Genomic DNA, 20,720 nt, shown 5'->3' on the forward strand with positions numbered 1-20,720 from the left:
TCAGCGATTGACGCGCCGCCCCAACGGCCTTAAACGAACCCTCGCCGAACAGGCATGCCCAGGTGGCGGAATTGGTAGACGCACTGCTTTCAGGTAGCAGCGGGTAACACCGTGGAGGTTCGAGTCCTCTCCTGGGCACCATCCCTTCTTCGATGGTCCATATCGACAGGCAAGTCGCAACGTCAGGTGTGACGAGCGGCACGGGAGCCTGCCTCTCCAAAGATCAGTAAACCGCGCGCGTTGCATCGCGACCGTTGCGTCGTGCGCACGGCCGGCTTCGGCGCAAGCCGCTCACCCCCTCAAGCAGGCTCGGTGTCGATTCCCGCCTCCGCCAGATCCTTGAACCCGCCGATGTTGAAGACGGACGTGTAGCCCATGTCCTGCAGGGTCTTGCCCGCGAGCGCCGAGCGGCCGCCGGAGGCGCAGTGCAGGAGGATGGTCTTGTCCTTCCGGAATTCCGGGTTGTGATACTGGCTCTCCGGGTCGGCGCGGAATTCCAGCATGCCGCGCGAGACGTTCAGCGCGCCCTTGAGCCTGCCGCTCTGCTGAACCTCTGTGGGATCGCGCACGTCCACGACGAGCACGTCGCCGGATCGCATCCTCTCGGCGGCTTCCGCGGGAGACAGCTTGGGCACGGCGGCGTTCGCCTCCGCCAGCAGGTCCTTGACGTTCGTGGGCATGGTCTCCTCCTCACATCGGGCGGCCGAGTCTAGGCCCGATCGGGCGGCGGACCAATAACCCTCAAGCATGGGGCGCCCGTCCCATCGTGGCCGCGATCGGTCGCATCGCCCTTGAATGCCGGTGCCGGCATGGCCATCTACCATCCAGCGGGATGGTAATAGGATGGTGAAGATGCCCAGCAACGTGCAGGAACTCCGGCCGAAGACGGACAGCGAGAAGATCACGATCAATCTCGGCTTCGTGGATCTGGGCCAGATCGACCTGCTGGTTCAGGAGGGGTTCTATTCGAACCGCACCGACTTCATCCGCACGGCCATCCGCAACCAGCTCGACCGGCACAACGACAACGTCCGCAACTCGGTGGCGCGCCACCAGCTCGATCTCGGCCTGCGCCATTTCACCCGGCAGGATCTGGAGACGGCGCGGGCGGCCGGCGAGGTGCTGCACATCCAGGTTCTGGGGCTGGCGACCATCGCGCCCGACGTCACGCCGGAACTGGCGCGCCAGACCATCGGCTCCCTTCACGTCCTGGGGGCCCTCCATGCCAGCGCGGCCGTGAAGGAGGCGCTGCGGGACCGCATGCGCTGACGCCCGGACCCCATTCTCCAACCCATCAGGAACACGATCATGAACTCCCCCTTCAAGAAGGCCATGGCCGAGGCGACCCGGCTCACCCGCCAGGGTCGGCTCGCCGACGCCATGGCGTCCCTGCGCGGAGCGCTCCCGGGAACGGCGTCCCGGCCCGCCGACGCGCCGCGCCACCGGTCCGAACCCGGGAAGCGCACCATCGACCTGGAGCCCCCGGCGGCCGAGGGCGGAGCCTGGACGGCGCCGCCATCCGATTCGCCGCGCGCCGAGGCCCATCCCTGGACCGGCATCGCCGAGGGCCTGGCCCAGGCGGGCGTGCCGGAGGCGATGCGGGAGTTCCTCGGCCGCGTGGGGCAGGGCGGCCCGGTTGCCGGATTCGAGGGGCCGTTCAAGCCCGCGCCCGGCGCGCCTGCGGCTCCGTTGCCGGACGGGGCGCGCTTCGAGGAGCGCGCCTTCGCGGGCGAGGCGGGGCGGCGCAGCTACAAGCTCTATGTTCCGAGCGGCTATCGCGGGCAGGCGCTGCCCCTCGTGGTGATGCTGCATGGCTGCACCCAGTCGCCGGACGATTTCGCCGCCGGCACGCAGATGAATGCGCTCGCCGAGGAGCAGACCTTCCTCGTGGCCTATCCGGCGCAGACGAAGGCGGCCAACGCCTCGAAATGCTGGAACTGGTTCAACGCGGACGACCAGCAGCGCGACCGGGGCGAGCCGGCGCTGATCGCGGGCATCACCCGGCAGATCATGGGCGAGTTCCCGGTCGATCCCGGCCGCGTCTATGTGGCGGGCCTTTCCGCCGGCGGTGCCGCGGCAGCGATCATGGGATCGACCTATCCCGATCTCTACGCCGCCGTGGGGGTTCATTCGGGGCTGGCCTGCGGGGCCGCCCGGGACGTCGCCTCCGCCTTCGCGGCCATGCGCCAGGGCGGCCCGGCGCGCAGCGGCCGCACCGGGAAGCCGGTGCCGACCATCGTGTTCCATGGCGACCGGGACAAGACGGTCAATCCGGTCAACGGGGACCAAGTCATCGCCCAGTCGAAGGCGGGATCGGATCTGCGCCAAACCGTGTCGCGCGGGGAGAGCCCGGGCGGCGTGCGCTATACCCGCACGGTGCAGAGCGACGAGGAAGGACATCCCGTTCTCGAGCACTGGGTGCTCCACGGGGCGGGGCATGCCTGGTCCGGCGGAAGCCCGGCCGGAACCTACACCGATCCGCGCGGACCGGATGCCAGCCGCGAGATGCTGCGCTTCTTTCGCGAGCGCCGGACGGCGTGAAGCGGAGGCGGGTCCTCAAAAAGTTGCGGCGCAGGTCCGGCGCGGCACCTTCGGCCGCTTCGGAACTGCGCTGCATGGCACGTCACCGGAGAGTCGTTCCAGGGGGAGCCGGGCGCCGGCACCCTGTGCCGGACCGCCCGGTCCCGATGGATCTTGAGGGATCAGCGATCCCGAGTTAGCGGACGGGAGTCGTGTTCCCGTAGGTGGCCGGGTTGGTCACCTGCGAGCCGCTGGCGTTCGGAACCGGCGGCGGCGGGACCGAGCCGGTCGCGGACGGCGCCACGTTCAGCCTCTGGCCGTGGTTCTGCGGCACGGTGGAGCCGTAGGTGCAGGGATTCGTCGTCTGCGAACCGCTGGCGTTCGGAACCGGCGCGCAGGTGCCGGTCATGGCGGGCTGGCCGGGAGGGGCGGTCTGAATGGTGCCCGGGCTGGCGGTGTTGCCGTAGGTGGCCGGGTTGGTCACCTGCGAGCCGCTGGCGTTCGGAACCGGCGGCGGGGTCTGAGCCATCGCCCCAGCTGCGCTGAAGGCGAGCGCGCCAATGGCGGCGGTCGTCATAAGGATGCGTCGCATAAAAGTTCTCCATCGTAAGGCGTTGCCACGAGGGTGACGTGCCGTAAGCATCGCACGACCAACGCGGCTGTCAGGACAAGGTTGCGAAGAATCGCTTTTTGGTGATCGGCCTATGCGCTGCCGCACATCCTGCGGCAGCGGTTGCGGCGACGGTGCTCAAGACAAAAGCGGAACATCCCGCCTCCGCCTGCCGTTGTCAGACAAGTCTCAGTGTCCTGGAGGACGTGATGATTGTCCCATTCAAAACCTTGACGGCTGCAGCCTTCGCCCTCGGCGGCGCCATGGCGCTCCAGTCGGCGCCCGCCTCGGCGCAGGTCTTCTACGGTGTTCCGGCCTATGAAGGCGGCACCGTCCGCTACTTTTCGGGCGTGCCCGTCGGCGCCCGCGCGGTGCGGCCCTACCGCCCGGTCGCGGGCTATTACGGTTCCCGTTACGGCTATCGCCCGGCCTATTACGGCCCACGATACCGCTACGGCTATCCCTATCGCTACGGCTACCGCCGCTCCTACAACGGCGGCGCCGTCGCGGCGGGCCTGATCGGCGGCCTGGCTCTCGGCGCCATCGCCAGCGCGGCGGCCAATCCCTATTACTATTCGCCCGGCTACTATCAGCCGACCTACTACGCCCCGGCCCGCACCTGCTTCACGGAGCGCCGCCGGATCGTGAACCGCTACGGGCGTGTGATCGTCCGCCGGGTCCAGACCTGCTACTGAGATCCGCGTGCCGTGCCCCTCGAGGAAAGCCCCGCCCCGCGCGGGGCTTTTCGCGTCGTTGCCCGGGCGGTGCGGACAGGGTAGAGGCAGAACCCGGGACAATTTTCGATCTGGACGTTTCATGACCACCCGCTTCCATCGCGGCGACCTGCCCGCGGACTACCAGCCCGGCCCGGCCATCGCGATCGACACCGAGACCCTCGGCCTCAACCCCCACCGGGACCGCCTGTGCGTGGTGCAGATCTCGAAGGGCGACGGCACCGCCGACGTGGTCCAGATCGAAAAGGACGGACCCGTTCCGGAGAACCTGGTCCGGGTGCTCGGCGACGAGAGCGTGCTCAAGATCTTCCACTATGCCCGCTTCGACCTTGCGGTGCTGTTCCATGCCTTCGGGGTGATGCCGCGTCCGGTCTACTGCACCAAGGTGGCCTCGCGGCTCGTGCGCACCTATACCGACCGGCACGGCCTGAAGGACCTGGTGCGCGAGCAGCTCGGCGTCGAGCTCTCCAAGCAGCAGCAATCCTCCGACTGGGGCGCCGACACGCTCACCCAGGCCCAGCTCGACTACGCGGCCTCCGACGTGCTGCATCTCCATGCGCTCAAGGACCGGCTCGACCGGATGCTGGAGCGGGAGAACCGGCTCGGCATCGCCCACCAATGCTTCTCCTTCCTGCCCACGCGGGCGCAGCTGGATCTTTTGGGGTGGCCGGACACGGACATTTTCGCCCATAGTTGACGCGACCTTAAACTTTCCCGCATAAAACCCTCATCCGTCACAACATTGCCACGGCTGTCGGCCATGGCACCGGCCGATGTGGACGGGAAGGGGCCTTTGACAGTGACGGCGACGAACGGCATCACGATCGGTGACGGTCCGGCTCCCGTGCGGAGCGCGCGTTCGCGCGCCTTCTCCAAGGCCCAGCGCCATTCCAGGCTGGTGCGCGTCGCCAAGGTGGCGATTCCCCTCGGCGCCCTGATCGCCATGGCGGCGGTCGGCGCGGTCGCCTATCTCGATCCCTTCCGGCAGATCGAGGGGCTGAGCGTGGGCCCCATTTCCGTGAGCGGCACGAACGTGACCATGGAAAGCCCGAAGCTGACCGGCTTTCGCAACGACAACCGTCCCTACGAGGTGACGGCGAGCGCGGCGACGCAGGACGTGCGGAATCCCACCCTCGTCGAGCTGAAGGACCTGAAGGCGCGCATCGTCACCGACGACAAGGGCAGCGCCGCCCGGCTCGAGGCCGCCATCGGCATCCTGAACACCCAGAAGGAGCAGATGAACCTGCGCCAGGACGTCCGCGTGCGGACGGACAGCGGCCAGGAGGTCCTGCTCAACTCGGCCTTCGTGGACTTCAAGGCCGGCACGGTCGTGTCCGACGAGCCCGTCACCGTCACCCTCGGCAACGGCATCATCGAGGCCACCGGCCTCGAGGTGAAGGACAACGGCAAGGCCATGCATTTCAAGGGTCGCGTCCGCACCACCTTCCACGCCGCATCGTCCGAATCATCCGCTTCCGTTCCCGCCGAGGCCGGCTCCGAGAGCCCGCCGGCGCAACCGACAAGTGTGCGTCCATGATGACCCCAAAATTCGTCGCCCTCGCAGGCGCGCTTCTCCTCGCCGCGCCGGTCTGCGTCCAACCTGTCTCGGCCCAGGTCGGCGCCGGCAAGGAGCGCGCCGTCGGTTTCGGCAATTTCGGCGCCAGCAAGGAGCCGATCAAGATCGACGCCGACCGTCTCGACGTGTTCGACAAGGAAGGGCGCGCGGTCTTCACCGGCAACGTGGTGGCGGTTCAGGGCGAGAGCACCATGAACTGCAGCCTCATGACCGTGTACTACGAGCAGCAGAACCGGGAGGGCGGCGCCGCCGCGACGCCGGGACCGCAGGGCGCGGACGACAGCTCGATCAAGAAGATCGACTGCGAAGGCCCGGTCACCATCGTGTCGAAGACCCAGGTGGCGACGGGCAACAACGCGACCTTCGACCGGGTGTCGAACAAGATCTTCCTGACCGGCAACGCGGCCCTGAGCGACGGGCCCAACGTCACCCGCGGCGAGCGGGTGGTGTACGACATCAACACGGGCGTGGCCAATGTGGAGACGAAGCCGGGCGGGCGCGTGCGCGCCCTGTTCGTGCCCGGCAGCGGCGGTCCGGCTCCCACGGGAGCGGGCGCCAATGCCAAGCCCGCGCCCAAGAAGCCGGCGACCAACTGACGTCGGCGCCTTTCATCCCGGTCCCTTCCTCATTGCAGCGATAGCCTCTTGAAATCCCTTCTCCGCCGTTCCCAAGCCGGTCCCTCGGATTCGCATTTCCTGGATGCGGAGCTGAGCGCGCCGGGCCAGTCGTTCTACGAGACCACCGGAAACGTGTCCGTCTTCGGCGGACCCGGCGTGCTGGCGGTCAAGGGCCTGCAGAAGAGCTATCGCGGCCGCACCGTGGTTCACGACGCGGCCCTGAACGTGCGCGCGGGCGAGGCCGTCGGCCTGCTCGGCCCCAACGGCGCGGGCAAGACCACCATCTTCTACATGATCACCGGCCTCGTCTCGGCAGATCGGGGCGTGATCAGCCTCGACGGGCACGAGGTGACGCAGCTCCCCATGTACCGCCGCGCCCGCCTCGGCATCGGCTACCTGCCGCAGGAGGCGTCGATCTTCCGCGGCCTCAACGTGGAGGACAACATCCGCGCGGTGCTCGAAATCGTCGAGCCGAGCCGCAAGGAGCGCGAGCGCAAGCTCGACGCGCTGCTCGACGAGTTCAACATCACGCGCCTGCGCAAGTCGCCTTCCATCGCCCTCTCGGGCGGCGAGCGGCGGCGCTGCGAGATCGCGCGCGCGCTGGCCGGCGAGCCGACCTTCATGCTGCTCGACGAGCCCTTCGCGGGCATCGACCCGATCGCGGTCGGCGACATCCAGAACCTGGTGCGCCACCTGACCCGGCGCGGCATCGGCGTGCTGATCACGGACCACAACGTCCGCGAGACCCTGGGCCTGATCGACCGGGCCTACATCATCCATTCCGGCCGCGTCCTCACCGAGGGCCACCCGGACGCCATCGTGGCCAACGAGGAGGTCCGGCGCCTCTATCTGGGCGAGGATTTCCGTCTCTGACGACCCGGCTCAGGGGCTCCCGGAAAGCGGCTTGAGACCGGCCTTTCAGCGGGAATAGATGGCCGAGTTGCCGCCGTGCTCCTTGACCTCGACGCTCTCGAGCCAGACCCGGCCCGCGGTTTCCTCGCGCACGAAGCCGGCCACGTGGTTGAACACGTGCTTGGCCGTGGCCTCGCAGCCCACCGCCGGGAGCACGCGCAGGTTCACCAGACCGTCCCGGTGCAGGGCCGCGAAACGCTCCAGCTCGGGATCGTCCTCGGCGACCAGCATGGTGTGGTCGAACAGATCCTTGAGCCACGCCTTGACCGGCTTCATGCCGCCGAAGTCGAAGCACCAGTTGCGCTCGTCGAGCTCATAGGTGGCGAAGACGAACCGGAAGGCGAGGGCGTAGCCGTGGATCAGGCGGCAATGGGAATGCGTGGCCCGCCATTGGCGGAAGCAGCACGACAGCCCCTCGTTATGGTCGTAGCTCTTGGTCGACCGGTAGATTTCCCGCCCCTGGGGAGGGCTCTCGGGCGCAGGCGCCGGTCGTTCGGCGGTCAGGGTCATCGAAAACTCTCCGAAGGGCTTTCTGACGGGTCTATTCGGCCGATCCCCGGTCGAGGGTGACGCATTCCTGGAGGAACTCGCTCTTGTGCTCGGCGCTGGTGGCGAGCTCGCCCCAGAAATAGGTGTTCACCATGCGGCTGCGGCGGCTGGAGCGCACGCCCCGCTGGGTCTTGCACATGTGCACCGCGCTGATGCGCACGGCGAGGCCGCGCGGCTTCGTCATGTCCACGATGTAATCGCCGATCTGCTTGACGAGCTCTTCCTGGATCTGGAGCCGGGAGGCGAAGTAATCGACGATGCGGTCGTATTTCGACAGGCCGATGATCTTGCCCTCGGCCGAGGGCAGGATGCCGATATAGGCATAGCCGTAGATCGGCATGAGGTGATGCGCGCACATGGAGCGCAGCTCGATCGGGCCGGTCACGATGAGCTGGTCGTAGGACCGCACGTTGTCGAACTCGGTGATCCGCGGGGGAGCCGTGTAGCGGCCCTGCAGGATCTCCTCCACGTACATCTTGGCGACCCGCTGGGGCGTATCGCGGGTGTTGTGGTCGTTCCGGTGGTCGATGCGCAGAATATCGAACAGTTCCTCGACCTTGCTGGCCGCGGCGGCAATCATCGTTTCCCGCTCCGCCTCGTCGATCGGCTGATCGAGAGCCTCGTTGCAGAGCCGGGACAAATTCAAACCAGTGGAGTGGAAGTTCATAATCGACCTTTATCCGATGAACGTCGAAAGGCTGCTCGTTCCCTAGTGTCGCAGACGCATTAGGCGTGCCGCATAGCGTCTGTGGCAAGCTATATGCTAATTCTTTGTGACGAAAGACTGATTAAAGGAATAATTATAACTCGCGCATCATCATTGATTCTTGGTATTAGTTTTTGCCGAAGACCTCCGGAGATTAGAATGATTATTGACTACGCGAAACGCAATATCGTGGCGATTGCGGTATTGTTGGTCGGATTCCTCAGCGTCACGGGTGCGGGCGCAGAGACCCTGGGAACGCCCAAGGAGAAACCCATCCTGACCATCTCCGGCAAGATCGGCGCCACCAACAAGGGCGACACGGCCCAGTTCGACCGTCCCATGCTCGAGGCTCTCGGCATGGAGACCATCGAGACCACGACGCCCTGGTACAACGGCCCGGTGAAGTTCGAGGGCGTCTCCCTCGACAAGCTGATGAAGCTGGTCGGCGCCGACGGCCAGCGGGCCGTCTTCGTCGCCCTCAACGACTACAGCAGCGAGATCCCGATCGAGGATTTCTCGAAGCACAACGTGATCCTGGCCCTGAAGCGCGACGGCGAGTACATGCCGGTCCGCGACAAGGGACCTCTCTTCGTGATCTACCCCTTCGACAGCAAGCCGGAACTGAAGAACCAGACCTATTACGGCCGCTCCGTCTGGCAGGTCGCGAAGATCGTCGTGAAATGACCGCCTGAGGCTCGTTTCGGAGGACAGCCCTTGTCGCTGCGAACGCTCAAACTGGTGCTTGCTGTCGTCATTGCCAGCTTCCTCCTTTCGGCCGCCTACATCTCGATCCTCGTCATCGAGCGTCAGAACACGCTGAAGGAAGTCTCCCGCTACAACATCTCCTGGCTCGCGAGCCAGGCGGTGTCCGAATTCACCCGGCTGGGCCAGCGCCTCAATGCCTACGAGATCCCGGGCAGCGGCGTCGACAAGGACGAGGTCGTGCTCCGGTACGACATCCTCCTCAGCCGGGCGAAGCTGCTCACGGACGGCGAGTTCCAGTCCTTCGTCCGCCGCGATCCCGAGCGTCAGGCCACGGTGGAGAGCCTCACCAGGGTCCTGCGCGAGGTCGAGCCTCTCATCGAGCGGCTCGAGGAGCCCGGCAACGCCGTGAGGGCCTATGCTATCCTTCAGCCCCTCGAGACGAAGCTGACGGATCTCGCCTCCGCGGCCAACCATTTCGGCGGCCAGCGGGTGGCGGAAGACCAGCACGAGCTGATCCGCCTGCACTGGCTCTTCTCCAGCCTCGCGGCCTGTCTCATCCTGGTCGGAATCGTGCTGCTGGGCCTTCTGGGATGGCACAACCGCCTGCTCGGGCGCGCCCACAAGGAGCTGCGCTCCCTCACCGGCAACCTCCAGGCCACCTCCGCCGAGCTCGAGGACGCCAACAAGGCCCTCGGCTTCGCCTACAAGGAGCTTCAGAGCCGCAACCAGGTCCTGCAGACGCAGGAGCAGGAGCTGCGCCTGCAGAACGAGCGCTTCGACGCCGCCCTCAACAACATGTCGCACGGGCTCTGCATGGTCGATGCCGACCGGCGGATCATCGTGTTCAATGCGCGCTTCACCGAGCTCTTCGGCCTCAGCGACATGGCCCGGCCCGGCGTCACCCTCGACCAGCTGACGCGGAGCGCCGACCCGTCCCAGTCGCCGGGAATCGCCGCCCTGCGGCAGATCTGCGCCCGCCAGGACGAGCTCGCCCGCAGCCGCCGGCGCGCCTCCTTCATCCAGGAGGAGCCGGACGGCAAGACCTTCTCGATCTCCCACCAGCCGATGACCGGCGGCGGGTGGATCGCCACCTACGAGGACATCACCGAGCGCCGCCGCGCCGAGTCGCAGATCGCCTACATGGCCCATCACGACGCGCTGACGGACCTCGCCAACAGGGTGCTGTTCCGGGAGAGGCTCGACCAGGCGCTCGCCGCCGCCCACCGGATGGGCACCACGGTCGCGGTCCTGTGCCTCGATCTCGACCGCTTCAAGGACGTGAACGATTCCCTCGGCCACGAAACCGGCGACGAGCTCCTCAAGGCCGTCGCGGTGCGCCTGCGCAGCTGCGTCCGGGACGGGGACGTCATCGCCCGCCTCGGCGGCGACGAGTTCGCCATGCTGCAGGTGGCGGTGGACGAGCCCAACGACTGCGCCTCCCTCGCGTCCCGCATCATCAACGCCATCGGCGCCCCCTACGAGGTCGAGGGCCAGGAGATCGTCATCGGCACGAGCGTCGGCATCGCCCTCGCGGTCGAGGGGCGGGTCGCCCCGGACCAGCTCCTGAAGCACGCGGACCTCGCCCTCTACCGCGCCAAGTCCGACCGGCGCGGGACCTACCGCTTCTTCGAGCCCGAGATGGACGCGCAGCTCCAGGCCCGGCGTCTCATGGAGGCCGATCTGCGCAAGGCCCTGTCCAACGGGGAATTCGCCCTCGCGTACCAGCCTCAGGTCAACATCCGGCGCCACGAGATCAGCGGCTTCGAGGCCCTGCTGCGCTGGCGGCACCCCGAGAAGGGCATGGTCTCCCCGGCCGAGTTCATCCCGGTGGCCGAGGATATCGGCCTCATCTCCGCTCTCGGGGAATGGGTCATCGAGCAGGCCTGCCGCCAGGCGGCGCAATGGCCTCACGGCACCAAGGTCGCGGTCAATCTCTCCCCGGTGCAGTTCCGCAACCGGAACCTGGTGGAGACCGTGAGCCGCGCCTTGGCGCTGTCCGGCCTGTGCCCGAGCCGTCTCGAGCTCGAAATCACCGAATCGGTGCTGCTGCAGGACAACGAGACCACGCTCGCCACCCTGCACGAGCTGCGCGCGCTGGGCGTGTGCATCGCCATGGACGATTTCGGCACGGGCTATTCGTCCCTGAGCTACCTGCGCAGCTTCCCCTTCGACAAGATCAAGATCGACCAGTCCTTCGTCCGGGAGCTGACCTCCCGCGCCGACTGCCTCGCCATCGTGCAGTCGATCACGCGGCTCGGGTCCAGCCTGGGCATGATCACCACGGCGGAAGGCGTGGAGACCGAGGAGCAGTACCGGCAGCTCCTCGTGGCCGGATGCACCGAGGTGCAGGGCTATTATTTCGGCTATCCGCTGCCGGCGGACGAGCTCGTGTTCTCCCTCTACGAGGAAGAGGCGCGCGAGGCGCTCTGAGGCCCTCCCCGACACCGTCCCGCAGCATCCGCCCCTGGCCCGGCGGACCCCGACCCGTATCCTGCCGAAGACCTTCCGGCGCGCTTGACTCCATTATATTGGACGAGCATTCTAATTTAATGGACAACTCCCCGGACATCAACGCGCACCTCGCCGCGCGCCTTCGCAGCCTGCGCGCGGAGCGCGGCCTGACCCTCGACGGCCTGGCCGAGTGCACGGGGGTGAGCCGCTCCATGATCTCCCTCATCGAGCGCGGCCAAAGCAGCCCGACCGCGGCGGTTCTCGACAAGCTGGCGGCGGGCCTCGGCGTCACCCTCGCATCCCTCTTCTCGGGCGGGGAGGGCGCCGACCCGTCGCCCCTGGCACGGCGCGCCGACCAGCGCACCTGGCGCGATCCGGCCACCGGCTATATGCGCCGCAACCTGTCGGCTCCGGGCTACCCGTCCCCCATCGAGCTCGTGGAGGTGGTGCTGCCGGCCGGCGCCCGCGTCACCTACGACACGGGCCCCCGCTCCGTCGGGATCGGCCAGCAGGTCTGGATGATCGACGGGGACATCGAGCTGACCGTGGGCGACGCAACCCACCGGCTCGCTACGGGCGACTGCCTTTCCATGCACATCGACCAGCTGATCGTGTTTCACAATCCGGCCGACCGGCCTGCCCGCTATCTGGTGGCGCTCGCCGCCGACCGGAACGGCACGGGCGCCGGCCAACGTTGAGGAGTTCATCATGTGCGGGCACGTCACGGTCCATGCCCTGTCCCCGGACGAGGCGCGGGCGCAGGTCGGCGCCCTCTCGGCGGTCCTGATCGACTGCGTCGAGGGTGGCGCCTCGGTCAGCTTCATGGCGCCCCTGACGCAGGAGCGGGCGGACGCCTTCTGGCAGGGCGTGGCCGAGAGCGTCGCGGCCGGCGAGCGCATCCTGCTCGTGGCGCGGGACGAGTCGGACGGGTCGGTGGTCGGCACCGTGCAGGTCGTGCTCAGGCAGCCGGAGAACCAGCCCCACCGGGCCGACATCTCCAAGATGCTGGTCCATCGGCGGGCGCGCCGGAAGGGCGTCGGGGCCGCCCTGATGCGGGCCGCCGAGGACGCCGCGCGCCGCGCCGGCAAGAGCGTGCTCGTGCTCGACACGGTGACGGGCGGCGATGCGGAGCGCCTCTACGACCGCCTCGGCTGGATGCGGGTGGGCGTCATCCCGAACTACGCCCTGTGGCCGCAGGGCGGGCTTTGCGACACGACGGTCTACCACAAGCAGCTTCCCGGCGCGTGACGGAACCGCCATGGATTCGGTCGTCGTCCTCGCCGCGCTCCTGAGCGCCTTCCTCCACGCGGCCTGGAACGCCGCCGTGAAGGCATCGCCGGATGCGCAGGGCGCGATGGCCGCGGTGGTCGTCGGCTCGGGCTTGACGGCGGTGCCCGCGCTGGCCTTCCTGCCCTGGCCCTCGGCCGCGGCTTTGCCCTGGCTCGCGGCCTCGGCCCTGTTCAACCTTCTCGCCATGCTGACCCTCGTGCAGGGCTATGCCCATGGCGGCTTCGGCTTCGTCTATCCCCTGGCCCGGGCCGTCTCGCCCCTTCTGGTCACGCTGTTCGCCAACGTGCTCGTGGGCGAAAGCCTCAGCCCGACCGGGATCGCGGGCGTCGCGCTCATCTCGGCCGGCGTCGCGTTCTTCGCGGTCGGACGGGGCCGGCACGGACCGGCCGCCTTCGCCTATGCGCTCGCGGCGGGGCTGTTCTCGGCCGCCTACGCGGTCTGCGACGCGCAGGGGGCGCGGCTCTCGCCGTCGGTGCTGGGCTATGCCCTGGTGCTCTCCATCGTCAACGCGGTGGTGTTCGGAACGACTTTCCGCCTTCGGGGCGGCTCGATCCGCGACGCGCTGGCGTCCAACCGCGCCATGGCGGTGTTCGGAGCGGCGGCGGCGATCCTGTCCTATGTCCTGATCCTGTGGGTCTGGGAGCGGGCGCCCATCGCCCTGGGGGCGGCCCTGCGGGACACCAGCATGGTCTTCGGGGCGCTGATCGCGGTCGTGGTGCTGCGCGAAAGAATGGCCCCGGCGCAGATGGGGGCGGTGGCGCTCGTGGCCCTGGGCGCCGGCATCCTGCGCTTCGCCTAAAGCATCGGACCCAAAAGTGGATTTGCACTTTTGGGATCGATCCGATGCTTTCTCCTTACAAAGAGCATCGTTTCGGCGGAAAACCGGATCCACTTTTCGCTGGCGCGGACCTTCGGTTCCGCACAATGCTCTAGGAATCCTAGCCTTTTGACGTGGCTGGAGCCGCGCAGTACACCTGAGAGGCATGTTCGACATGCCGAGGGATCGTTGGATGCCGTCATGAGCGCAACGCAACGGCTTGAACTCCGCCAGGGCCAGTCCCTGACGATGACCCCGCAACTGCTCCAGTCCATCAAGCTCCTGCAGCTCTCCCACGCGGAACTCGTCGCCTATGTGGAGGCCGAGCTCGAACGCAATCCTCTCCTCCAGGAGGCCGAGGGCGGCGCCTTCCCGCGCAGCCCGGCGCGGCAGGCCCCGAATGCCCGGCGCGGCGGAGGCATCGGAAGCGCGCCCCGGCCCCTGCCGGTTCCCAAGGGGCCATCGTCCGGGGGCTCCGTGCGGACGGGAGGCGGCGATTCCGAGCTCAAGCCGGAGCTCGAGGCCACCCTGGCCCGCGCCGCCAGCCTCACCGAGCATCTCGAGGCCCAGCTCGATCTGGCGGGCGCCGACCGGGAGATCCGGCAGGTGGGCGAGCACCTGATCCACAGCCTCGACGAATCGGGCTACCTGACCGAGGACCTCGCGGACATCGCCGGGCGGCTGGCCGTCTCGACCGAAACGGTCGAAGCCGCCCTGCGGCTGATCCAGGGCTTCGATCCGCCCGGCGTGGGCGCGCGGAACCTGGCGGAATGCCTCGCGCTCCAGCTGCGCGAGCGCGACCGCCTGGACCCGGCCATGGAGACTCTCCTCGGGCGCCTCGATCTCGTCGCCCGTCACGACTTCGCGGCCCTGCGGCGCCTGTGCGGCGTCGATGCCGAGGACCTGGCCGACATGCTGGCCGAACTGCGCCGCCTGGAGCCGAAGCCCGGCCTCGCCTTCGCGGCGGCCTCGGTCGACGTGCTGGTTCCCGACGCCCTGGTGCGCGCCGCGCCCGGCGGCGGCTTCACGGTCGAGCTCAATCCGGACACCCTGCCCCGCATCCTCCTCGACCGGACCTACCACGCCCAGGTCGTGCAATCGGTCAAGAGCGACAAGGACAAGGTCTTCCTGTCCGAATGCCTGCAGAATGCCCATTGGCTGACCCGCAGCCTCGATCAGCGGGCCAGGACCATCCTGAAGGTGGCGACCGAGATCGTGACCCGGCAGGAGGCGTTCTTCCGCGAGGGCGTCGCCGCCCTGCGTCCCCTGACCCTGAAAGCGGTGGCCGAGGCCATCGGCATGCACGAATCGACCGTGTCGCGGGTGGCGGCCAACAAGGCCATCGGGTCCGCCCGCGGGGTTTTCCCCATGAAGTCCTTCTTCGCCGCCGCGGCCGGCGAGGGCGGGCATTCCTCCGAGGCGGTGCGCTACCGGATCCGGCAGCTCGTGGAGGCCGAGGCGCCGGACGCGGTGCTCTCGGATGATGCAATTGCCCAAAAACTGAAGGGGGAAGGCATGGAAATCGCGCGCAGGACCGTCGCGAAGTATCGCGAGATCCTGCGCATCCCCTCCTCGGCCGACCGCCGCAGGAGGGCCAAACACCGATTGAAGACCCCGTAGGGGACAACATCAAGACTTGTATTGCCCCGGGGAAGCCGCATCATCCCACAAAGCGTCGCCCGGGGCGGGGCAACGCACAAGGAGAACAACGACATGACATTGAGGGTATCCGGTAAGAATCTCGATATCGGCGAAGCCCTTAGGTCCCAGGTGGAGGCGCGGATGGCCGGCGCCCTGACCAAGTATTTCGACGGAGGTTATTCCGGCCATGTGACGGTCGCCCGCGACGGCACGGGCTTTCGCACCGACTGCGTCGTCCATCTGACCTCGGGCATGACCCTCGAGGCCTCGGGCGCGGCGGGGGATGCCTATGCCAGCTTCGATCAGAGCGCCGACCGCATCGAAAAGCGCCTGCGCCGCTACCGGCAGAGACTGAAGAATCACCCGACCGCGACCGGGCGGGACACGAGCCTGGAGGCCCCCTATGCGGTCTTCGAGGCGCCCACGGACGAGGATGTGGGGGAGGAAGCCTACCACCCGGTGGTGATCGCCGAGACCATGAAACCGCTCCACCGGGCCTCCGTCAGCGACGCTGTGATGCAGCTGGATCTGTCCGGAGCCGCCGCTCTCGTGTTCATCCACGCTGGCACCGGCCGCGTGAACGTCGTATACCGCCGCGGCGACGGGGCGATCGGCTGGGTCGATCCTCCGCCGGCTCAGTCCTGAAGAGACTTGGCCGTTTTGGCCCAAGACTTGCTTGGAACGGCACGAGGCCTGTCGGCTTCACAACATATGCAGCTTGATCGATGCCTTTGCTGGATTTCCTAGACCCCCGCGCCGTCCTGCCCGCCATGCGGGTCAACGGCAAGAAACAGGCCTTGCAGGAACTGGCCTCCCACGCGGCCAAGCTCACGGGCCTTGAAGCGGCCGACATCTTCGAGGCTCTTCTGCAGCGTGAGCGGCTCGGCTCCACGGGGATCGGCGAGGGCATCGCCATTCCCCACGGGAAGCTGGCGGGCCTCACCCGAATCTTCGGCCTGATGGCGCGGCTGGAGAAGCCCATCGAATTCGAAGCCCTGGACGGCCAGCACGTGGACGTGCTCTTCCTGCTTCTCGCCCCCGAGGGCGCGGGCGCGGACCACCTGAAGGCCCTGTCCCGGGTCGCCCGGGTGCTGCGCGAGCCCGGCCTGATCGAGCGGGTCCGCATGACCCGCGACGCCGCGGCCCTTTATGCCATCATGACCGAGTTCCCGAAGGCGGCCTGAGGCCGTTCTCAGCGCGGTTCCAGGTCCAGGTTCAGGAAGGCGGGGTCGAACTCCGCAGCCTCCATCAGGCGATCCCAGTCCAGGATCGTCAGGGTCGGGCCGCGCCAGGCGACCAGCCCGTTCGCCCGCAATTCCTGCAGGATCCGGTTGATGTGAACGGTCGAGAGGCCGAGGGTATCGCCCAGTTCGGCCTGCGTCAGCGGCAGCTTGAAGCTTCTGCCCTCGGTCTGTCCCACGATCTGAAGGCGCAGGAAAAGCTCGCAGAACAGATGAGTCATCCGGCCGAGCGCCGTGCGGCGTCCCATGGCCACGAGCCATTCGCGGTGGATGGCGCCGTCCAGCAGCGTATTGAGCCAGAGCAGACGGGTGAGATGGGGATGGCGTTCGGTGATCGTGCGCAATGCCGTGTGCGGGACGGAGGCGATCCGGCACGGGGTGAGGGCCACGATCCCGTGATCCATCGTCTTCAGGAGGAAGCTGTGCAGGTCGACGAAGTCGCCGGGCACGTGAAGGGCCGTGATCTGCCGCTTTCCGTTGGCAAGGTCCTTGTAGCGGGCGGCGAAGCCTTCGAGCAGAAGCTTGCTGTCGGTCGGGCGATCCCCCTCGCGGATGAACTCCTCGTCCACCTCGATGTCCGAAACCCGGGAGATCGCACTTTCCAGAACCTGCTTCTCCTCCGGAGAGAGCCGGTCGCGCCGCTCGAGCTTGAGGATCAGGGTGTGGCTGAGGGGATATTCGTCCCTTGTCTGCATCGTGTCTTCCGGCAGCCGGCCCGGTGGATGTCTCCGGCTTGGGCACCGAGCTTAACCGGAGCGGCCGGCGAAGGCGAGGCGCGGTCGGTCGGCCTCTCCGCCTCTCGCAAAAATCCCCCGGCGGGGCGGAATAAATGCGGCACAGGGCGTGTCCTAAAGGTCGTGGTCGCCACATGACCCGGGGAGAATTCACATGACGTTTCTGGCACGCTCGACGATCCTGGCCGGCGCCCTGCTGGCCGCAACCTGCGCGACGGCGCAGACCGCCGCCCCCGCCAAGGTCGCGGAGACGAGCAAGGGCAGGGCCCTCGTAGATGCGAAGGGCATGACCCTCTACACCTTCGACCGCGATGCGGCCGGGAAATCCAACTGCAACGGCACCTGCGCCCAGAACTGGCCGCCCCTGATGGCCTCCGCCGACGCCAAGGCTTCCGGTGAATGGAGCCTGGTGAAGCGGGACGACGGCTCCATGCAATGGGCCTACAAGGGCAAGCCGCTCTACACCTGGATCAAGGACACCAAGGCCGGCGACGCGACCGGCGACGGCGTCAACCAGGTGTGGCACGTGGCGGCGCCGTAAGGCCGCCCCGGCGCCGGAAGGCGTGTCGGCGGGGCTGGAACGACGGCCGGTCCGACGCGCCTCCCGATTCGTCGTTACCCCAAATGACTGAGCCCGGTACCACCGCGTGGCTATGCGCGCCTGCGCCCGGCGCTCCTATCATCGCCGGAGACGATCCAAGGGCGATAAAGGGGCATAACCGGCGTGCAGAGAGCGATGGTGAGCGCACGTCTTCGCAATTACGTGGCACGGCACGGCCTTGCCAGCACCCTGTTTCACGTCGTCTACCGGCTGGCCAACAGCGCCGTCATGTTGATGGTGTTTCAGGTGGTCGTCCTGGCGCGGGGCGAGGTGGATTGGGAGCTGGCCGCCGGCCATGGCGGGCAATGGGGGTTCCTCGGCCAGGACGAACTCAAGCGCCTGTCGAGAGCCGATCCCTCCCTGGAACTCGACGAGGAGTTCCTGTCCGGCGCCTTCGCGCGCGGCGACCGCTGCTTCGCGTTCATCCAGGACGGGATCCTGGGCGCCTATGCCTGGTATGCGGTCGGCCCGACGCCGATCCAGGATTCGCTGACGGCCGTCTTCGGCCCGGGCTACGTCTATATGTACAAGGCCTTCACCGCGCCGGCCTTCCGGGGCCGGCGCCTCTACGGCATGGGCATCGCAAGGGCCATGCAGGCGCTGCTCGAACAGCAGGGCTTCAAGGGACTGGTCAGCTGCGTCCAGTCGCACAATCGCCCGTCGCAGAAGGGGCTGAGGCGCATCGGCTTCAGGACGGTCGGACGCATCCTCGTGCTGGGCGGCAGGCGCCCCTGCCTCGCCCTTTGCAGCCCTGGCTGCAGGTCGCTGTTCTGTGCCAGGATATCCTAGCGCATCGTGCGCGAGGGCGGATCGGGACGTCCGCCCGCAACGGTGCTCCCGCCGATCCGCCGGGCGTCGGCCGCCCGGCCCGGGCATGAAAGATGCACGACCGTGAATGAGATCGCGTCTCTTCTCGAACCGCAGATCCCGAGCCTGAGGCGCTATGCCTGGGCGCTCCTGCGCGACGACGAGGCGGCGGACGATCTGGTGCAGGACACGCTGGAGCGCGCCATCAGCCGCTGGAACCTGCGGCGGCGGGACGGGGACCTGAGGGCCTGGCTCTTCGCCATCCAGCGCAATCTCTTTCTCAACGGCGTGCGGCAGCGCCGGCGGCGCGGCCCGCATGTGGGCATGGAGATCCTGGACGACCTTCCCGCCCCCGACGGCGCGACCGACGGAACGGCGGGCCTGCGGGATATCCTGTCGGGTCTCGACGCCCTGCCCGAGGAGCAGCGTTCCGTGCTGCTGCTGGTCGGCGTCGAGGATCTCTCCTATGAGCAGGTGGCCCAGGTGCTCGACGTGCCCATCGGCACCGTGATGTCGCGCCTCAGCCGGGCGCGGGACAAGATGAGGCGGTTCATGGAGACCGGGCGCAACGCCGTTCTCAGGAGGGTCAAGTGACGGACGAGCGCCCCATCGGCGAGGACGACCTGCAGGCCTATGTGGACGGCCGCCTCGCCCCCGGCCGTCTGAGGGCCGTGGAGGCTTACCTGGCGGACAACCCGGCCGCCGCGGCGCAGGTCGCGGTCGAGGCCGAGCAGCGCCGGGACCTGCGGGAGCGGCTCGCCTTCAAGGCGAACGAGCCGATCCCGGCACGGCTGCGCGTCGCGAACATCATGGCCCAGGGCAACCGGCCCTCGCGCTTCCGCTGGGGCGCCGTGGCGGCGGCCCTGGCCTGGCTCGCCCTCGGCCTCGCCGCCGGAACCTTGGGCGGCCTGTGGCTCGCCGGCGGCCTTCCGATGCGGCAGGCGGCGGCGGGCACGGCCGCCGACGACGCCATCACGGCCTACAGGACCTATGTGGGCGAGCGGCTCCACCCAGTGGAGGTCGGGGCCGATCAGGAGGCCCATCTGGTGCAATGGCTGTCGCGCCGGGTCGGCAAGACCCTGGTGGCGCCGGACCTCGCCGGCCAGGGCTACCGCCTGATGGGCGGGCGTCTCCTGCCCGCGGGCGCGGAGCCCGCCGCCCTGTTCATGTACGACGACGGGCGCGGCCGGCGCCTGACGCTCTATGCCCGGTCCAGCCACGCGGAGGAGGAGACCTCCTTCCGCTACGAGGCGCAGAATGGCGTCTCGGCCTTTTCCTGGATCGACAGGGGCCTGTCCTACGTAGTGACCGGCAGCATCGGCCGGGACGAGCTCCTGGCGGTCGCGCAGAGCGTCTACCGCCAGTTGGAGAACCGGTCCGCGCCGGCCGGGAACCGCCTCTGAGGCGTCGTCACGGCCGCTGCGCCATCTCCCAGACGAGCTGGACGCTCGCCGTGTAGCGGATCGAGGCCGGGGGCACGATCGGAACCGCCTCGGCGCCCTTCGACATCGCCATCTGCATGCGCATCTCGGGCTGGGGCTCGAAGGGCTGGGCCGAGCCGTCGCGGATCTCGATCAGGCGGCCGAGGGAGACCCCGGCGGCGGAGGCATAGACCTCGGCCTGGCGGCGGGCGTCCCGCACGGCGGCCTCGCGGGCCTTGTCGGCGCCCTCTTCCTGACGGTCGAGGCCCCAGGTGACGGACTGGAAGGTCATGTCGCCGCTGGCCAGGATCTCGCCGGCCAGGCGCCCGACCCCGTCGAGGTCGCGGGTGGTGATTCGCAGCTGGTGGTTGGCCGAGAATTTCGGCGCCTTCACCTCTTTTCCGTCGGGCGTGTATTGCTGCGGGGTCTGGAAGACCTGGAAGTTGGAGGTCTGGATGTCCTCACGCTTGATGCCGAGGCCTTCGATGCGGGCGAGCACCCGCTCGGTGGCGGCCCGATTCTGGCTCGCCGCCTGCGCCACCGTGTCGGCCTGGGTGGCCACGGTCACGAAGACCCGGGCGAAGTTCGGCTTGAGCTCCACCTCGCCGGTGCCGACGACGCTGATCGTGGGCTGGCGCGGCGCCGCGTCGGTCTGGGCGAGCGCCGGGGACGCGAGGGCAAGCGCGGCAAGGGCCGCGAGGGTGACGAGGCGCATGTGAGGGTCTCCCGAAATGACTGCTCCGCCGAAATGGCGGAGCAGACGATTCCAAACCGATCCTGAGCGGCGG

Annotated in this window: 25 protein-coding genes and 1 tRNA gene; 20 read left to right on the forward strand and 6 right to left on the reverse strand. The window is 68.1% G+C overall.

Annotated features, from left to right (window positions below):
- Positions 1–56 precede the first annotated feature (56 nt).
- Positions 57–141 (forward strand) — tRNA-Leu (locus tag LGR44_RS06480).
- A 158-nt stretch (positions 142–299) separates the two neighbouring features.
- On the opposite strand, the gene LGR44_RS06485 is transcribed toward LGR44_RS06480, so the two are convergent.
- Positions 300–680, reverse strand: a complete 381-nt coding sequence (locus LGR44_RS06485; protein ID WP_226738507.1) for a rhodanese-like domain-containing protein — start codon at positions 678–680, stop codon at positions 300–302.
- Between the two features lie 172 nt (positions 681–852).
- On the opposite strand from LGR44_RS06485, the gene LGR44_RS06490 reads away from it, so the two are divergent.
- Both LGR44_RS06490 and LGR44_RS06495 read left to right on the forward strand, forming a co-directional pair.
- Entirely contained in the window at positions 853–1,269 is a 417-nt protein-coding gene (locus tag LGR44_RS06490; protein WP_226738510.1) for a CopG family transcriptional regulator, read from the forward strand.
- Between the two features lie 39 nt (positions 1,270–1,308).
- Positions 1,309–2,541 carry an extracellular catalytic domain type 1 short-chain-length polyhydroxyalkanoate depolymerase gene (locus LGR44_RS06495; protein ID WP_226738512.1) on the forward strand — a complete coding sequence of 411 codons (1,233 nt, stop codon included), beginning with the start codon at positions 1,309–1,311 and terminating at the stop codon, positions 2,539–2,541.
- A 175-nt stretch (positions 2,542–2,716) separates the two neighbouring features.
- On the opposite strand, the gene LGR44_RS06500 is transcribed toward LGR44_RS06495, so the two are convergent.
- Entirely contained in the window at positions 2,717–3,112 is a 396-nt protein-coding gene (locus tag LGR44_RS06500) for a hypothetical protein (protein WP_226738513.1), read from the reverse strand.
- A gap of 227 nt (positions 3,113–3,339) precedes the next feature.
- Between LGR44_RS06500 and LGR44_RS06505 the strand changes: the two genes are divergently transcribed.
- The 5 genes from LGR44_RS06505 (at position 3,340) to lptB (ending at position 6,930) form a co-directional block, all read left to right on the forward strand.
- Positions 3,340–3,825 carry a hypothetical protein gene (locus LGR44_RS06505; RefSeq protein ID WP_226738515.1) on the forward strand — a complete coding sequence of 162 codons (486 nt, stop codon included), beginning with the start codon at positions 3,340–3,342 and terminating at the stop codon, positions 3,823–3,825.
- A gap of 121 nt (positions 3,826–3,946) precedes the next feature.
- A complete protein-coding gene (locus LGR44_RS06510) occupies positions 3,947–4,561 on the forward strand; it encodes a ribonuclease D (protein WP_226738516.1) in 615 nt (204 codons plus the stop codon).
- A gap of 63 nt (positions 4,562–4,624) precedes the next feature.
- Positions 4,625–5,401 carry an LPS export ABC transporter periplasmic protein LptC gene (gene lptC / locus LGR44_RS06515; protein WP_226738518.1) on the forward strand — a complete coding sequence of 259 codons (777 nt, stop codon included), beginning with the start codon at positions 4,625–4,627 and terminating at the stop codon, positions 5,399–5,401.
- Positions 5,398–6,036, forward strand: a complete 639-nt coding sequence (locus tag LGR44_RS06520; protein WP_226738520.1) for an LptA/OstA family protein — start codon at positions 5,398–5,400, stop codon at positions 6,034–6,036. Before lptC ends, LGR44_RS06520 begins: the two co-directional genes overlap by 4 nt.
- Before the next feature lie 111 nt (positions 6,037–6,147).
- Positions 6,148–6,930: an LPS export ABC transporter ATP-binding protein gene (lptB, locus tag LGR44_RS06525; RefSeq protein WP_226739245.1), complete on the forward strand. Its 783-nt coding sequence runs from the start codon at positions 6,148–6,150 to the stop codon at positions 6,928–6,930.
- Between the two features lie 45 nt (positions 6,931–6,975).
- Here lptB and LGR44_RS06530 read toward each other — a convergent pair whose 3' ends face one another.
- Together LGR44_RS06530 and folE are read right to left on the reverse strand one after the other, a co-directional pair.
- Entirely contained in the window at positions 6,976–7,479 is a 504-nt protein-coding gene (locus tag LGR44_RS06530; RefSeq protein WP_226738522.1) for a 6-pyruvoyl trahydropterin synthase family protein, read from the reverse strand.
- Between the two features lie 31 nt (positions 7,480–7,510).
- Positions 7,511–8,185 (reverse strand): GTP cyclohydrolase I, encoded by a 675-nt coding sequence (gene folE, locus LGR44_RS06535; protein ID WP_226738524.1) that lies wholly within the window; start codon positions 8,183–8,185, stop codon positions 7,511–7,513.
- 198 nt (positions 8,186–8,383) lie between these two features.
- Between folE and LGR44_RS06540 the strand changes: the two genes are divergently transcribed.
- The 8 genes from LGR44_RS06540 to ptsN all read left to right on the forward strand — a co-directional run bounded on the left by LGR44_RS06540 (position 8,384) and on the right by ptsN (position 16,312).
- Positions 8,384–8,908, forward strand: a complete 525-nt coding sequence (locus tag LGR44_RS06540) for a molybdopterin-dependent oxidoreductase (protein WP_226738526.1) — start codon at positions 8,384–8,386, stop codon at positions 8,906–8,908.
- A 30-nt stretch (positions 8,909–8,938) separates the two neighbouring features.
- Complete coding sequence (locus tag LGR44_RS06545; RefSeq protein WP_226738528.1) at positions 8,939–11,359, forward strand: putative bifunctional diguanylate cyclase/phosphodiesterase; 2,421 nt, start codon at positions 8,939–8,941, stop codon at positions 11,357–11,359.
- A gap of 119 nt (positions 11,360–11,478) precedes the next feature.
- Positions 11,479–12,078, forward strand: a complete 600-nt coding sequence (locus LGR44_RS06550; RefSeq protein ID WP_226738530.1) for a helix-turn-helix domain-containing protein — start codon at positions 11,479–11,481, stop codon at positions 12,076–12,078.
- A 10-nt stretch (positions 12,079–12,088) separates the two neighbouring features.
- On the forward strand, positions 12,089–12,628 hold the full coding sequence (locus tag LGR44_RS06555) for a GNAT family N-acetyltransferase (protein ID WP_226738532.1): 540 nt from the start codon (positions 12,089–12,091) through the stop codon (positions 12,626–12,628).
- 10 nt (positions 12,629–12,638) lie between these two features.
- Positions 12,639–13,469 carry a DMT family transporter gene (locus tag LGR44_RS06560; protein ID WP_226738534.1) on the forward strand — a complete coding sequence of 277 codons (831 nt, stop codon included), beginning with the start codon at positions 12,639–12,641 and terminating at the stop codon, positions 13,467–13,469.
- A gap of 219 nt (positions 13,470–13,688) precedes the next feature.
- Positions 13,689–15,107 (forward strand): RNA polymerase factor sigma-54, encoded by a 1,419-nt coding sequence (gene rpoN, locus LGR44_RS06565; protein WP_226738536.1) that lies wholly within the window; start codon positions 13,689–13,691, stop codon positions 15,105–15,107.
- A 93-nt stretch (positions 15,108–15,200) separates the two neighbouring features.
- A complete protein-coding gene (gene hpf / locus LGR44_RS06570; RefSeq protein ID WP_226738539.1) occupies positions 15,201–15,773 on the forward strand; it encodes a ribosome hibernation-promoting factor, HPF/YfiA family in 573 nt (190 codons plus the stop codon).
- An 80-nt stretch (positions 15,774–15,853) separates the two neighbouring features.
- Positions 15,854–16,312: a PTS IIA-like nitrogen regulatory protein PtsN gene (ptsN, locus tag LGR44_RS06575; protein ID WP_226738541.1), complete on the forward strand. Its 459-nt coding sequence runs from the start codon at positions 15,854–15,856 to the stop codon at positions 16,310–16,312.
- Between the two features lie 8 nt (positions 16,313–16,320).
- On the opposite strand, the gene LGR44_RS06580 is transcribed toward ptsN, so the two are convergent.
- Positions 16,321–17,064 carry a Crp/Fnr family transcriptional regulator gene (locus tag LGR44_RS06580; protein WP_226738543.1) on the reverse strand — a complete coding sequence of 248 codons (744 nt, stop codon included), beginning with the start codon at positions 17,062–17,064 and terminating at the stop codon, positions 16,321–16,323.
- A 193-nt stretch (positions 17,065–17,257) separates the two neighbouring features.
- Between LGR44_RS06580 and LGR44_RS06585 the strand changes: the two genes are divergently transcribed.
- The 4 genes from LGR44_RS06585 to LGR44_RS06600 all read left to right on the forward strand — a co-directional run bounded on the left by LGR44_RS06585 (position 17,258) and on the right by LGR44_RS06600 (position 19,914).
- A complete protein-coding gene (locus LGR44_RS06585; protein ID WP_226738546.1) occupies positions 17,258–17,644 on the forward strand; it encodes a COG4315 family predicted lipoprotein in 387 nt (128 codons plus the stop codon).
- Positions 17,645–17,842: 198 nt separating this feature from the next.
- Entirely contained in the window at positions 17,843–18,493 is a 651-nt protein-coding gene (locus tag LGR44_RS06590) for a GNAT family N-acetyltransferase (RefSeq protein ID WP_226738548.1), read from the forward strand.
- A gap of 102 nt (positions 18,494–18,595) precedes the next feature.
- Positions 18,596–19,105, forward strand: coding sequence for an RNA polymerase sigma factor (locus tag LGR44_RS06595; protein WP_226738550.1), 510 nt, complete (start codon positions 18,596–18,598; stop codon positions 19,103–19,105).
- The gene (locus tag LGR44_RS06600; RefSeq protein ID WP_226738552.1) at positions 19,102–19,914 is read left to right on the forward strand and encodes an anti-sigma factor family protein; all 813 of its coding nucleotides are present in this window, start codon (positions 19,102–19,104) and stop codon (positions 19,912–19,914) included. Before LGR44_RS06595 ends, LGR44_RS06600 begins: the two co-directional genes overlap by 4 nt.
- A 7-nt stretch (positions 19,915–19,921) precedes the next feature.
- Here LGR44_RS06600 and LGR44_RS06605 read toward each other — a convergent pair whose 3' ends face one another.
- Positions 19,922–20,647 (reverse strand): SIMPL domain-containing protein, encoded by a 726-nt coding sequence (locus LGR44_RS06605; protein WP_226738554.1) that lies wholly within the window; start codon positions 20,645–20,647, stop codon positions 19,922–19,924.
- Positions 20,648–20,720 lie beyond the last annotated feature (73 nt).

Origin of the sequence: Microvirga lenta (assembly GCF_020532555.1) — a bacterium.
GTDB lineage: Bacteria > Pseudomonadota > Alphaproteobacteria > Rhizobiales > Beijerinckiaceae > Microvirga > Microvirga lenta.